The organism is Halomonas shantousis (assembly GCF_054654615.1).
Genome location: NZ_BAAIER010000002.1, coordinates 3,839,073 through 3,852,061, shown reverse-complemented (window position 1 = coordinate 3,852,061; position 12,989 = coordinate 3,839,073). Strand labels below are relative to the sequence as shown.

Below are 12,989 nucleotides of genomic sequence, written 5' to 3'. Positions count from 1 at the left end.
TGATGCAATGTTCGCTGCCGCCCAGGCAGCTCAGAAAAGACGCTGATCTGATAGCCGCGCTCTTCGAGTGTTCGCTGCCGCCCAGGCAGCTCAGAAATGGCCAAGACACCTGCACTTCGACGCCTCCGTGTTCGCTGCCGCCCAGGCAGCTCAGAAAATATTGCGAAGCCGGTATATGACATCGATCACGTTCGCTGCCGCCCAGGCAGCTCAGAAATCATCCCAAACCTCGCCATCTTTCAGCGTCACGTTCGCTGCCGCCCAGGCAGCTCAGAAATCTGTTTGGCCCATTTCGATACGGCGGCAGTGGTTCGCTGCCGCCCAGGCAGCTCAGAAAAGGATGAAGCGAGCGTAAAGGACGATATCCATGTTCGCTGCCGCCCAGGCAGCTCAGAAACTGGGCGGCATGCAGATCAACAGCGGCGCGAGGTTCGCTGCCGCCCAGGCAGCTCAGAAATTAGCGGCTCTCCAGGCAGCGCCACGGGCGGCGTTCGCTGCCGCCCAGGCAGCTCAGAAATCAGTGTCCCGCTTGGAGGGGATGATCAGGTTGTTCGCTGCCGCCCAGGCAGCTCAGAAAATACAGCTCTCCATGCTAGCAGTCTGCTGAAAGTTCGCTGCCGCCCAGGCAGCTCAGAAAACGTAGCGGCTCGAGAGTGAGCCATGCACGTTGTTCGCTGCCGCCCAGGCAGCTCAGAAATAGCTCACTGGCTACGATGGATCTGCATATCGGTTCGCTGCCGCCCAGGCAGCTCAGAAAGATCGGCAGGCGCAGCGTGGCGGTGGCTCCGGGTTCGCTGCCGCCCAGGCAGCTCAGAAAGTCTACGGCTGGATGCCGACCACGCTCGCTGCGTTCGCTGCCGCCCAGGCAGCTCAGAAAGATGACACGTCGGCCAATTCCTCGATCACCACGTTCGCTGCCGCCCAGGCAGCTCAGAAAACGCACTGGGCGCAGTACGCGCTCGCGTTCAAGTTCGCTGCCGCCCAGGCAGCTCAGAAATGCCCCATCGCTTCGCCTGCGAGGTTGAACGAGTTCGCTGCCGCCCAGGCAGCTCAGAAAGTATTCCCAATCGCCCGCACATCCACGCTTTTGTTCGCTGCCGCCCAGGCAGCTCAGAAAATACGGGCATGGGAATCCAACAAAGCCCGAGTGTTCGCTGCCGCCCAGGCAGCTCAGAAAATATCGGCATCGACACCACCGGCATCGGCGAGGTTCGCTGCCGCCCAGGCAGCTCAGAAAGACCCGCCGCGCGTGGTGACCGTGCATTGGGCGTTCGCTGCCGCCCAGGCAGCTCAGAAATGACTCGACGACTGAAAACCCACCGTTACGTCGTTCGCTGCCGCCCAGGCAGCTCAGAAAATAGATGCCGGCTTCACGTTCGCCGGTGAGGGGTTCGCTGCCGCCCAGGCATGCGGCGCACTTCGGGTTCGCTGCCGCCCAGGCAGCTCAGAAAGTTCAACGTGGCCGGTCGCGAAATGCGCGGCGGTTCGCTGCCGCCCAGGCAGCTCAGAAAGTCTCTCGGGATGCGTTACGGCTTCGGGAATTGTTCGCTGCCGCCCAGGCAATAGGAATGCGGCAGCGCTGCTGCCGCTTCCCTCAATACGTCATGGTCAGCGATACGGTCGCGCTGGGCACGACGGTGTCTCTGGCGAAGTCGGGTTCAGTGGCGCGCAGGTCATGATCACGCGCGAGGACATCCACCTGGCCGACGACATGCCAGTTGCCATAGCGGGAGGGGACGAAGTCCAGCGGGGTGCTGGCCGAGACGCCGACGTGTGCGTAGCCGGCCGAGCCGCTGCCAGCGCCATAGTAATCGTCGAAGCCCATGCCGATCTCCAGGGGAAAGGTGAGCGTGACCGGGCGGGCGCCGCCGAGCTCGGTCTGCGGCGAGAGGCTGGCGGAGGCGAAGACGCCGTGAGCGTCGTGGTTGGCGAAGGGGGCGGCCAGCTCGAATTGCGGATTCAGGCTGCCGACCCGATTGTCGCCGGCATATTGCGTGGCGATGGCCACTTCGTGGCTGGCGTCGCTGTCGTCGTCCGCCGGCACGGTATAGGCCGTATAGGTAAGGCTGCCCAGCCAGTCGGTACCCAGGCGACCGGCAAGCCCGGCGAACCAGTTGCTCTTGTACCAATGGCCGTCGTCGTCGAGCGCGGGGCGCTCGCTGTCGCTGGCGAAGTTGTTGGCGGTGCCCAGGCTCAGGCTGAGGTCCGAAATCGGCCCCTGGTTGCCGCGCATCAGTTCGATGGTCGTGCTCAGGCCGGTGGTGAAGGCGATCTGATCGAGATCTTCTTCCACGTTACGGTAGGCGCCGCGGAAGTAATCGCTGGTGCTGATGCCGATCGCGCCCTGAAAGTGCGCGCGACCGGAGCCGGCAGGCGTGAAACTGCCGACGCCGCCGGTAAGCGTGTTGGCAATGACGTCCTGTTGAGGGCCGTCTGACTGGGCGAATGCCGCAAAGGAGCATGCGGCAGTGGTCATCATCAGGCAAGCCGTGGCGATGTGTTGGCGTTGCATAATCGTTCCCCTGGCGTCTGCTTCTCCTGTCAGGCTAGACCAGAGAAAGGGGTGTGTAACCGGTGAGACGGCATCGGCCGGGCAAGTCGTGGCGCAGATCCCGGTTCAGCCCGCCGGGAGAGGGGTGGCGAAGCCGGCGAACCTGGACGAGGATGAAATGGGGCCGTGCCTCAGCGGTCAGTGGCGGTGGTGCATGAGGCGTGGCGAAAGCGGCGAGACAAGCTGGAGAGATGACATGAGAGTCCACGGAGCATCTACGAGGAGAGCGCTGTTGCCGATTCTCGGGCTGGCGATGCTGGGCGTCTGGCTATCGGGCTGCGCCGGGCCGGAGCCTCCACGGGTAACGCAGGCGCATCATACCGGGGTGTCGCGCTAGCAGCGCGGGCCGTCCGTTGGATGGCGAGGACATGGGGAGGCGACATGAACACGCCGGCGATGGATCTGCGTATCGGCACGATGGTCAAGGCCGAGACGCCGGATCCCAAGGGCTATGTGCAGCGGCTCGCGGAGCACGGTTTCGAGAGCATTCAGCCGTTCTTCTTCCGCACACTGGGGAGTGCCGATCTGCCGCGCCTGGCGGATGAGCTCCACGAAGCGACCGAGGCCGCCGGGATGCGTATCAGTGCGCTGGGTCTCTACGGCAATCCGCTCGAAGACGATGAACAGGACCGCCAAACCCTGGCCGGGCTGGGGAGGCTGATCGACCAGGCGCACCTGTTCGGCACGGATATCGTCTCGGCCTTTACCGGACGGCTGCGTGACCAGCCCATCGAGGCGAGCCTGCCGAGGTTCCGGACGGTATGGGGCGAGCTGGCAAGCCGCGCGGCGGACAAGGGGGTGCGGATCGCCTTCGAGAACTGCCCGATGCATGGTGGCTGGCAGCGCGGTGACTGGAACATCGCCCACAACCCGGCGGCCTGGGAACTGATGTTCAACGAGCTGCCCGACGACAATCTGGGGCTCGAATGGGAGCCGGCGCACCAGTGGTTCTATCTCATCGATCCGGTCGCGCAGCTGCGGCAATGGACACCGAAAATCTTTCACGTGCATGGCAAGGATGCTCAGGTGAACTGGGATGTGATCCGCACTCACGGCATCCATGGTCGCGAGACGTTCGCCTTCCATCGTTTCCCCGGGCTGGGCGACAGCGACTGGCGGCGCATCCTCGAGGCGCTGTGGCTGAACGGCTATCGCGGCACGATCGAGATCGAGGGCTGGCATGATCCGGTCTACCGGGATGCGCTCGAGATGAGCGGTCAGGTCGGTGCGCTCGAGCATCTCAAGGCATGCCGGGGGCGTTTCGTGGCCAACCCGCAATTGGCCTGAACAGCCGTTCGAAGGTGCGACGGCGTGACCGTGAAGGCGTGGATAGACATGAAGAAGCCGCACCCGTCGAGGTGCGGTCATGGGGACGCTATATCGTCAAGTGCTACCGGCAAGTCGCCTCAGAGACTGCAGCTTACTGGCCGCTGGCGAGCTGCTGCTGCACATCTGCAGGTGCTCTTTCAGCTTGGGCAGCGTGTCGGAGGCATACTGCTTGAGTTCATTGACCCCGTCGGAGCCTGGCCGTTCTCATCCTGCAATTTGCCGCTCATGCGCGCTTGGCCGGCACGGGTCAGTCGTCGTCCGGTTCCTGCGGCTCGAAGGAGCGTTTGTCATCCGGCAGACGCACGGTGTCGCCGAGTTCAAGCTTGCCGTGCTGCTTGAGACGCTCGCCGCTGTGCGGGTCGATCAGTGCGACCACTTCGCCGATGCTGACGCCTTCCTTGTACGCTTCCACCTTGATTCGGGCGATCTTGCCCTGATGGCGGGCCGATAGGATCAAGCCCGGGTAAGGCGTGGTGTCATAGTTCTTTTCGTGAGAGTAATGCTGGCTGACGCTGGCCTGCCCGGGCGTGTCCCATTCGATATTGCGATGCATGCTGGCTCCTGTCGCACGTTTCCCGTGAGTTTGTCTTACAGCATAGACGCAACGGATTGATAACGCTGCTGATCGGACCGTCCATCAGCAACGATGAATGCGCGCCGCACGCTTCAAGCGGTCTGTCTCTTGAGCTGCGGCTGGGTCCATTTCTCCAGACAGCTGACGATGCGTTCGTAGGCCTTGCCGTCGCTCTGGAAGTCGCGGCTCTGGGCCAGTTGCTGATAGGCGCTCTGGTCGCTGAGCAGATATTCCACTTCGGCGATGGCACGTTCGCGATCGTCTTCGATCTGCTGCAGCGGAGTGTTATCGATGACCTGCGGCTCGGGGATATTGGGCAGCACCAGCAGCGGCTTGCCCAGTGAGGGCGTTTCCTCGTGCAGAGTATCGCTGTCCGAGAGAATCAGCGTGGCCCGGTCCAGCAGGTAGACGAATTCCGCGTAATCCAGTGGGGGCAGCAGCTGTACGTTGGCGCGACCGGCGAGGTGCTGGAATATCGGACCGCGGACGTCGGAATTCAGCGGCACGGGATAGGCGATACGCAGCTCGGGATGGCGATCCGCCAGGTGGGCCAGGGTCTGGCAAAGCTGCATCGTGCCCTCGTCGAAGCTGCAACGCGGCGTGTTGACCAGCAGCAGAGGGCCACCGACCGGGCGGCGCGCGGCCAGGGCGGAGGACTCCGGCGGCTGCCAGTGATTGTTGCGCAGGCACTGGCGTGCCCACAGCAGGGCGTCGCTGAGGATGTTGCCGGTAAGTACGATCCGCTCCGGTTGGGTGCCTTCATTGATCAGTGCGTCACGGGCCGCGGCGGTCGGCGCGAAGTGCACCGTGGCCAGGCTTCTTGCCAGTCGCCGGTTGGCCTCTTCCGGGCGTGAGCGGTTGGCGGGCCCGGTCGGCACGCCGGCTTCCAGATGCGCCACCGGAATCTGACGATGGAAGGCCGCCAGTGTCGTGACCAGACAGTTGGGCGAGTCGCCATGGACCATCACCATGTCCGGCGCTTCGTCGATGAGGACCTCGTCGAGACGGGGCAGCAGCGATGCCGTGTGCTGATTGAGCGACTGGGCCGGACGGGGTAGCGTCAGGTGGTGCTCCGTCTCGAGATCGAACGGCTCCAGAACGTGGTCGAGCATTTCCTGCTGCTGGCCGACGGCAAAGACGCGGGCCTCGATATGGGGGTGCTGACGCAACGCGTGGATGAGCGGCGCGGTCTTGATGGCTTCGACGCGTGAGCCGAAAGTCAGCATGATTCTGAAAGCAGCCATTCCCTTGATCTCCCTCATTGATGTCCCGATTCTGGCGCTTGCGTAAACGTGCGAGCGTAAGGGCCAGAGTGCTTACGTTTATTTATGTAATTTATTTGATCCTTGCGTTATCAGTCTGACGCAGAAAGGGCACGAAGCCAGATGGTTCTCTTCCTCAAGCTAGTAGGATTTATTCGGCGTCAATCAGAGGATGATGCTGAAATTCATCTAATACGTTGTCATTAATATAGTCTGATATCGCCCACGGGGCGGCGTGCCGTCAACGCAGCCGGCATACCGCCCCGTGGGTGGGAGGTCTCGTTGCAGTGCAACGATCCGAAACGGGCTGACGAGACCCGTTCACGAGGCCTTACTGAGGGATTTCGACATGGCCACCGAAGCCGAAGCGCATGGCCGACAGCAGCCGGTCGCCGTAGGTCGCCTTCTGGCGTGAACGGAATCGGGCATACAGGGCGGAGGTCAGCACCGGCGCAGGAACGGCTTCTTCGATGGCGGCTTCGATGGTCCAGCGGCCTTCACCGCTATCGGAGACGAAGCCGCTGAACCGGGAGAGCTGGACATCCTGGGCCAGTGCCTGAGCCGTGAGATCGAGCAGCCAGGAGGACACGACGCTGCCGCGCCGCCAGACTTCGGCGATATCGGCGAGATCGAGCTGCAGGCGCTCCTCTTCGGGAACGTTTTCCGAGCCGCGCATCTTGAGGATGTCGAAGCCTTCGGCGTAGGCCTGCATCATGCCGTATTCGATGCCGTTGTGGACCATCTTCACGAAGTGGCCTGCACCCGCCGGGCCGGCATGGATGTAGCCACGTTCGGCACGCTCGTCGGGAGCGTCACGGCCCTGGGTGCGTTCGATGCTGCCGTAGCCGGGCGCCAGGGCATCGAAGAGTGGATCGAGATAGTCGACGGTCTCCTTGTCGCCGCCGATCATCATGCAGTAGCCGCGCTCCAGGCCCCACACTCCGCCGGATGTGCCCACGTCGAGATAACGGATCTGCCGCTCGGCCAGCGTCCTGGCACGGCGCAGGTCGTCCTTGTAGTAGGTGTTGCCCCCGTCGATGATGATGTCGCCCGGCTCCAGCCGCTGACCCAGAAGCTCGACGGTCTGTTCGGTCGGGTTGCCGGCCGGCAGCATGACCCACAGCACTCGTGGTGTGGCCAGTTGCTGGATCATGGCTTCGAGGTCGGCTGCCGGCTCGGCGCCTTCTGCGGCCAGCGCCTCGATGGCATCGGCATTGTGATCGTACACGACGATGTCATGTCCGTGGTTGATCAGTCTGCGGGCGATGTTGCCGCCCATTCGGCCCAGTCCGATGATGCCAAGTTGCATGTGCTGTCTCCCGGGTTGTCCGTGGTGTCAGGTGTTCGTCATGGCGGCCTATTGTACGCTACGTCGCCGCCCGGCTTTATTGCGCATCTCTCGGGAGGCGGCAGCGCCAGGCCGCGCTTGAATGCGTGTCAGGAAAGAGCGCGTCAATAGGCGCTTGCCAAGAAAAAGCCCGCCGTGAGGCGGGCTGGATAAGGCTGAGGGCAAGCGCCGGGATCAGCTCTTGCTGGCGCGCTTGCGCTCGTTCTCGGTGAGATGCTTCTTGCGCAGGCGGATGTGGTTGGGCGTGATCTCGACCAGTTCGTCGTCGTCGAGGAACTCGATGGCCTGCTCCAGCGAGAACCTGACCGGCGGGGTCAGGACGATGTTCTCGTCATTGCCCGAGGCGCGCATGTTGTCGAGCTTCTTGCCCTTGGTGGGGTTGACCACCATGTCGTTGGCACGGTTGTTGATGCCCACCAGCATGCCTTCGTAGACCTCGGTGCCGTGATCGATGATCAGCTTGCCGCGATCCTGCAGGGCGTAGAGCGCATAGGCCAGCGCCTTGCCGGGAACCATCGACACCAGCACGCCGTTACGACGCTCGATGGCGGCGTCGGGCTTGAGCGGGCCGTAGTGATCGAAGCGGCTGGTGAGGATGCCGGTGCCGGAGGTCAGGGTCAGGAACTGGCCACGGAAGCCGATCAGTCCGCGCGCGGGGATGATGAAGTCCAGGCGCACACGGCCCTTGCCGTCGGGGTTCATGTTGGTCAGCTCGCCCTTGCGGTAGCCGAGCTCTTCCATCACGGCGCCCTGGTGCTGCTCCTCGACGTCGATGATGACCTCTTCGTAAGGCTCCTGCTTGACGCCGTTGATCTCCTTGATGATGACCTCGGGACGGCCCACGGCCAGCTCGAAACCTTCGCGACGCATGGTTTCGATCAGCACCGAGAGGTGCAGCTCGCCGCGTCCGGAGACCTTGAACTTCTCGGGCGACTCGCCTTGCTCGACGCGCAGCGCGACGTTGTGGATCAGTTCCTGATCGAGACGATCCTTGATGTTGCGGCTGGTGACGTACTTGCCGTCACGGCCGGCAAACGGCGAATCGTTGACCTGGAAGGTCATCGACACGGTGGGCTCGTCGACCGACAGCGGCGGCAGCGCCTCGACCGCGGCCGGATCGCAAATGGTGTCGGAGATGCCCAGGTCGTCGATACCGGTGATGCAGACGATGTCGCCGGCGGTAGCCTGCTCGGTCTGCACACGCTCGAGGCCCAGGTGGGTCATGACCTGACCGACCTTGCCCTTGCGGGTGGTACCGTCGACGTCGACCACGGTGACCTGCTGGTTGGGGCGCACCGCGCCGCGCTTGATGCGGCCCAGGCCGATGACGCCGACGTAGCTGTTGTAGTCCAGTGCCGAGATCTGCATCTGGAACGGACCGTCGAGTTCGACATTGGGCGGCTCGACGATATCGACGATGGCCTGGAACATGGGGTTCATGTTGTCGGCCATGTCATCCGGATCCATGCCGGCGATGCCGTTGAGCGCCGAGCAGTAGATGATCGGGAAGTCGAGTTGCTCGTCGGTGGCGCCGAGGTTGTCGAACAGATCGAAGATCTGGTCGACGACCCAGTCGGGGCGCGCGCCGGGGCGGTCGACCTTGTTGACCACGACGATCGGCTTCAGGCCCTGGGCGAACGCCTTCTGGGTCACGAAGCGGGTCTGCGGCATCGGGCCGTCGACGGCGTCGACCAGCAGCAGTACGGAGTCGACCATCGACATGACGCGCTCGACCTCGCCACCGAAGTCGGCGTGCCCAGGCGTGTCGACGATGTTGATGTGGTAGTCCCTGTTCGTCTCGGGAGACTGCCAGCGGATCGCCGTGTTCTTGGCCAGGATGGTGATGCCGCGTTCCTTTTCCTGGTCATTGGAGTCCATGATGCGCTCCTGACCTTCGGTCTTGCGGTCCAGCGTGCCGGACTGGCTCAGGAGTTTGTCGACCAGGGTGGTCTTGCCATGGTCGACGTGGGCGATGATAGCGATGTTACGAAGATTCTCGATCACGACGGGATCCTGCTGGAAAATTGGGCGCATTATAGGGGCGGGCCATGACGGCTGCCACCACTGACGGCGCGGGTTGGCGAATAAGGCCCCTAGCCGTGCACCTGTCTCGGCGTGGGGATGAGCTTCGCGAAAATGGACAAGCGCTGCGTTATCAGGACGTTACCCCAAAGCTGACATGAGGGCTTTCGTCAGGATAACGAGATGTCTGCCGGAGGCGGGGAATTAAAGGCCGGCATTCTACCACACATTGCGGCCTTGCCTATACCTGGGGATTCTTCTGCCTGCGCCGCGGGTGCTGTCGGATCAGAGATGCCCGATCAACCAGTCGTAGAGGCGACCGGGACTGTGGGCGATCGGTTGCGAGATGGGAATGCGCGGCAGCGCCAGCGGAGCATCGCGATGCGACAGCCAGCCGATGTCGCTGCTCAGGGCCTCTGCGATGCCGCATTCCTGGGCGATGCGCTGCATGCGGGGCGACGGGGCGCCATCGGCGAAGGCGAGGGTCGGCAGAGGGTCGCGACACAGCACGGCGAGTTCGCGCCGGGACTCGCGAACCCGGCGGCGGAGCCCGGCGTCATCGAGCGCCTCGAGCGAGGCCAGCGCGGCGTGGGCGCCGAAGCGAATCAGCCCGTCCGCCTCCAGACGCCGGATGCTGAAGGCGTCCAGCGCATGGGGCGGCAAGTCGAGCTGGGCATGTAACGCTCGGGCGGCGTCATGCAACTGTCGGGGCGGTGCCTGGCGCAGCAGCGTCAGGTAGCCATGCAGGGTACGACTATAGGCCTTGTCCGGTAGGGTCGCCGGCATGGGCGGGAGCGGCAGACCGGCGTCGCCCAGCGCCTCTCGCACGCATTCGGGGCGGTGGCGTTCCCACAAGGCATCCCCGATCACCGCCCACCAGGGGCCGCAGGGCCGATCGAACTGACCGGCGGAAAGAAAGATGCTGGCTGGCAGTGCCAGGTGGTCGAGAATCGGGGCGGCGACCTCGGCACTGTCACGCCAGCCGCCGTCGAACGTCAGGGCGATGCGGGGCAGGGGATCGCGATGCGGTCGGCGTGCCTGGCGCAGGCTGGTGATATGCGTATGTTCCGCAAGGCTCTTGATCAACTGACGGAAGCTGTCGGGTCCCAGGCAGTGGGGGGCATTGTGCGGCAGGCGTGCATGGTCCTCGTCGGGCAGGACACGCTGCAGCATCAGAATGGCGCTGCGTCCCCAGAGCGGTTCGGCCAGGCTCCTGCGCCAGTGCCCGCGCAGGCGCTGAACGAGATCCTGGGCATGAAACAGATTCGGCATGACTCCCTCCCTGGCGCATACTCCACGCCTCGTGCCGTGTCGGTCGAGCGCCTGCCATGTCTCGACATCCTGTCGTGGCGTATCGTGGGCGCTTCTGAAAGCATACTGCGCCTGCCCCGTTTGGCCAGTGAGCGCAGTGATGAAACTCACCATGCGTCGAACATCAGCTTTTCAATGTCGGATCCGGTACGAGGATCAGCCGAGCCCGGCACTGCACCAGACGCAAAGCGAAATCGGCATCGGCCGTGTCGTCGAGATGCATGTCATAACCTCCCAGACGCTCGAACCATTCGCGGCGCACTGCCAGGTTGGCCCCGGGGTTGGCCTGGTCGGTGCGCGTCGCGCGCTCATATTGATAGCGTCGCCAGCGCCGGCTCAGGCCCGGCAGTCGCAGATGGGGATGCTGGGTCAGGATCACGGCGTCGGCGCGGCGTTGTACAAACGCCTGATACAGGGAGGCCCACCAGTCCTCGGTGACGGCAAAGCTGGCGTCGAGAAATACGAGAATCTCGCCCTGGGTCAGCCGGGCTCCGCGGTGGCGGCGGGCGCCTCGGGGCAGATGCTGGGCGACCTCCATGTAGGCGCCTTGCCGCTGGACGATCTCTTTTGCTGCCGGCGTGTCATGAGCCAGGAGCACCAGCCGCTCGATAGGCTCGACATGACGCGCCGTCACCTGGGCGAGCGTGGCAAGACAGCGCTCGAGGTGGTCCGAGGCCTGGCGTGAATCGATCACGAAACTGTACATGATGAGCCATGAGCGGTAGCGGTAACGTTGCGTAGTGAAAGGGGATCGTAGTCTTGGGCTGCAAAGCGTGGCAATCGCGTAAATTACTGATTTTTCTAGCTCGTGTGAGTGTTAACCGGTTAAACGAAGCGATAGCAGGCACTGCTGAGGCGAGGATGACGCGGGGTGCACCATTAGTGTGCAATGGCGTTTTTTTTGCACCGTTTATGTGCGCAGGTAAGCCATGGCACCATAATGAAGCATGATCGGCGCTATGCTGGTGCTGGCTTAGACAAAAATTTTGATTTTTTATTCTTTTAATAATCAATGAATTAACATTGATTGTAGGCGGTGTTGCATTAGGCTGGCATAGCTCATGCTTTAAAATAGACAATTTCATCCCCCATGGGCAGACGGCCTGGGGCATGCTACAAACGACGTTGGATAAGCTAGACAACATCGAGCCGCGGCTCATAGTGGAGGACACAATGGCTGAGAAGACCCTCGCCCTTATCGAAGAACACGACGTCAAGTGGGTGGACCTGCGCTTTACCGATACCAAGGGCAAGGAGCAGCACGTCACGATTCCGGCACATGCCGTGGACGAAGAGTTTTTCGAAAACGGTCAGATGTTCGATGGCTCCTCCATTGAAGGTTGGAAGGGCATCAACGAGTCCGACATGATCCTGATGCCGGAAGACGGCACCGGCTTCCTCGACCCGTTCACCGAAGATTCCACCCTGGTGCTGCGCTGCGACATCATCGAGCCGGCAACCATGCAGGGCTACGAGCGCGACCCGCGCTCCATCGCCAAGCGCGCCGAAGCCTATCTGAACTCCACCGGATTGGGCGATACCGCATTCTTCGGTCCGGAACCCGAATTCTTCATCTTCGACGAAGTGCACTGGAAAGCCGACATCCAGGGCGCGATGTACAAGATCACCTCCGAAGAAGGTGCCTGGTCCACCGACGCGACGCGTCTCGAGGGTGGCAACCTGGGCCACCGTCCGCGCGTCAAGGGCGGCTACTTCCCGGTACCGCCGGTGGATTCCTTCCACGACATCCGCAGCGCGATGTGTAACACCCTGGAAGCGATCGGCCAGTCCGTGGAAGTGCATCACCACGAAGTCGCCAACGCCGGCCAGAACGAGATTGGTGTGAAGTTCAACACACTGGTCAAGAAGGCCGACGAAGTTCAGGAAATGAAGTACGTCATCCACAACGTGGCGCACGCCTACGGCAAGACGGCGACTTTCATGCCCAAGCCGCTGGTGGGCGACAACGGTTCCGGCATGCACGTTCACCAGTCCTTCTGGAAGGATGGCACGAACCAGTTCGCGGGTGACGAGTACGCAGGCCTGTCGGAAATGGCGCTGTACTACATCGGCGGCATCATCAAGCACGCGCGTGCCCTGAACGCTTTCACCAACCCGGCGACCAACTCCTACAAGCGTCTGGTACCGGGCTTCGAAGCGCCGGTCATGCTCGCCTACAGTGCGCGTAACCGTTCCGCCTCCATCCGCATTCCGTACACGGCCAGCCCGAAGGGCAAGCGCGTCGAGACACGCTTCCCGGATCCGGCCGCCAACCCGTACCTGGCATTCGCGGCGTTGCTGATGGCCGGCATCGATGGCATCAAGAACAAGATTCACCCCGGCGATGCGATGGACAAGAACCTCTATGATCTGCCGCCGGAAGAAGGCAAGTCCGTGCCTACCGTCGCCAACAGCCTGGATCAGGCGCTGGAAGCGTTGGACAAGGATCGCGCCTTCCTGACCGAAGGTGGCGTGTTCACCGACGACATGATCGATGCCTACATCGAACTCAAGGGTGAAGATGTCGAGCGTCTGCGCATGACCACGCACCCGATCGAGTTCGATCTGTACTATAGCTGCTGATCGACACGC

9 protein-coding genes and 1 CRISPR repeat array (1 of these 10 only partly in view) are annotated in these 12,989 nt (G+C 62.8%); of the genes, 2 read left to right on the top strand and 7 right to left on the bottom strand.

Going from position 1 to position 12,989, the window contains the following annotated elements; genetic code table 11:
* Positions 1-1,511: a CRISPR direct-repeat array (repeat unit 28 nt; unit sequence GTTCGCTGCCGCCCAGGCAGCTCAGAAA) (it extends 3,112 nt beyond the left edge of the window).
* Positions 1,512-1,594: 83 nt separating this feature from the next.
* Positions 1,595-2,512, bottom strand: coding sequence for a hypothetical protein (locus ACYQ12_RS18210; RefSeq protein WP_459874380.1), 918 nt, complete (start codon positions 2,510-2,512; stop codon positions 1,595-1,597).
* A gap of 420 nt (positions 2,513-2,932) precedes the next feature.
* Here ACYQ12_RS18210 and ACYQ12_RS18205 point away from each other — a divergent pair, with 420 nt between their 5' ends.
* Positions 2,933-3,838, top strand: a complete 906-nt coding sequence (locus ACYQ12_RS18205; RefSeq protein WP_459874379.1) for a sugar phosphate isomerase/epimerase family protein — start codon at positions 2,933-2,935, stop codon at positions 3,836-3,838.
* Between the two features lie 289 nt (positions 3,839-4,127).
* Here ACYQ12_RS18205 and ACYQ12_RS18200 read toward each other — a convergent pair whose 3' ends face one another.
* From ACYQ12_RS18200 to ACYQ12_RS18175, 6 genes are all read right to left on the bottom strand, one after another.
* Complete coding sequence (locus ACYQ12_RS18200; protein WP_459874378.1) at positions 4,128-4,433, bottom strand: hypothetical protein; 306 nt, start codon at positions 4,431-4,433, stop codon at positions 4,128-4,130.
* A 113-nt stretch (positions 4,434-4,546) separates the two neighbouring features.
* On the bottom strand, positions 4,547-5,698 hold the full coding sequence (gene wecB / locus ACYQ12_RS18195) for a non-hydrolyzing UDP-N-acetylglucosamine 2-epimerase (RefSeq protein ID WP_459874377.1): 1,152 nt from the start codon (positions 5,696-5,698) through the stop codon (positions 4,547-4,549).
* Between the two features lie 349 nt (positions 5,699-6,047).
* Complete coding sequence (gene gnd, locus ACYQ12_RS18190; RefSeq protein ID WP_459874376.1) at positions 6,048-7,025, bottom strand: phosphogluconate dehydrogenase (NAD(+)-dependent, decarboxylating); 978 nt, start codon at positions 7,023-7,025, stop codon at positions 6,048-6,050.
* Between the two features lie 213 nt (positions 7,026-7,238).
* A complete protein-coding gene (gene typA / locus ACYQ12_RS18185) occupies positions 7,239-9,098 on the bottom strand; it encodes a translational GTPase TypA (RefSeq protein ID WP_459874375.1) in 1,860 nt (619 codons plus the stop codon).
* Between the two features lie 273 nt (positions 9,099-9,371).
* Positions 9,372-10,358 carry a polysaccharide deacetylase family protein gene (locus ACYQ12_RS18180; RefSeq protein WP_459874374.1) on the bottom strand — a complete coding sequence of 329 codons (987 nt, stop codon included), beginning with the start codon at positions 10,356-10,358 and terminating at the stop codon, positions 9,372-9,374.
* A gap of 163 nt (positions 10,359-10,521) precedes the next feature.
* Positions 10,522-11,091, bottom strand: coding sequence for a glycosyltransferase family 2 protein (locus tag ACYQ12_RS18175; protein WP_459874373.1), 570 nt, complete (start codon positions 11,089-11,091; stop codon positions 10,522-10,524).
* A gap of 479 nt (positions 11,092-11,570) precedes the next feature.
* Between ACYQ12_RS18175 and glnA the strand changes: the two genes are divergently transcribed.
* Positions 11,571-12,980: a glutamate--ammonia ligase gene (glnA, locus tag ACYQ12_RS18170; RefSeq protein WP_459874371.1), complete on the top strand. Its 1,410-nt coding sequence runs from the start codon at positions 11,571-11,573 to the stop codon at positions 12,978-12,980.
* The last annotated feature ends 9 nt before the right edge of the window (positions 12,981-12,989 follow it).

Coding starts and splice junctions, on each gene's coding strand:
- wecB (WP_459874377.1), bottom strand. CDS start 5,698: ATGGCTGCTTTCAGAATCATGCTGACTTTCGGCTCACGCGTCGAAGCC.
- gnd (WP_459874376.1), bottom strand. CDS start 7,025: ATGCAACTTGGCATCATCGGACTGGGCCGAATGGGCGGCAACATCGCC.
- ACYQ12_RS18205 (WP_459874379.1), top strand. CDS start 2,933: ATGAACACGCCGGCGATGGATCTGCGTATCGGCACGATGGTCAAGGCC.
- glnA (WP_459874371.1), top strand. CDS start 11,571: ATGGCTGAGAAGACCCTCGCCCTTATCGAAGAACACGACGTCAAGTGG.
- ACYQ12_RS18180 (WP_459874374.1), bottom strand. CDS start 10,358: ATGCCGAATCTGTTTCATGCCCAGGATCTCGTTCAGCGCCTGCGCGGG.
- typA (WP_459874375.1), bottom strand. CDS start 9,098: ATGCGCCCAATTTTCCAGCAGGATCCCGTCGTGATCGAGAATCTTCGT.
- ACYQ12_RS18210 (WP_459874380.1), bottom strand. CDS start 2,512: ATGCAACGCCAACACATCGCCACGGCTTGCCTGATGATGACCACTGCC.
- ACYQ12_RS18200 (WP_459874378.1), bottom strand. CDS start 4,433: ATGCATCGCAATATCGAATGGGACACGCCCGGGCAGGCCAGCGTCAGC.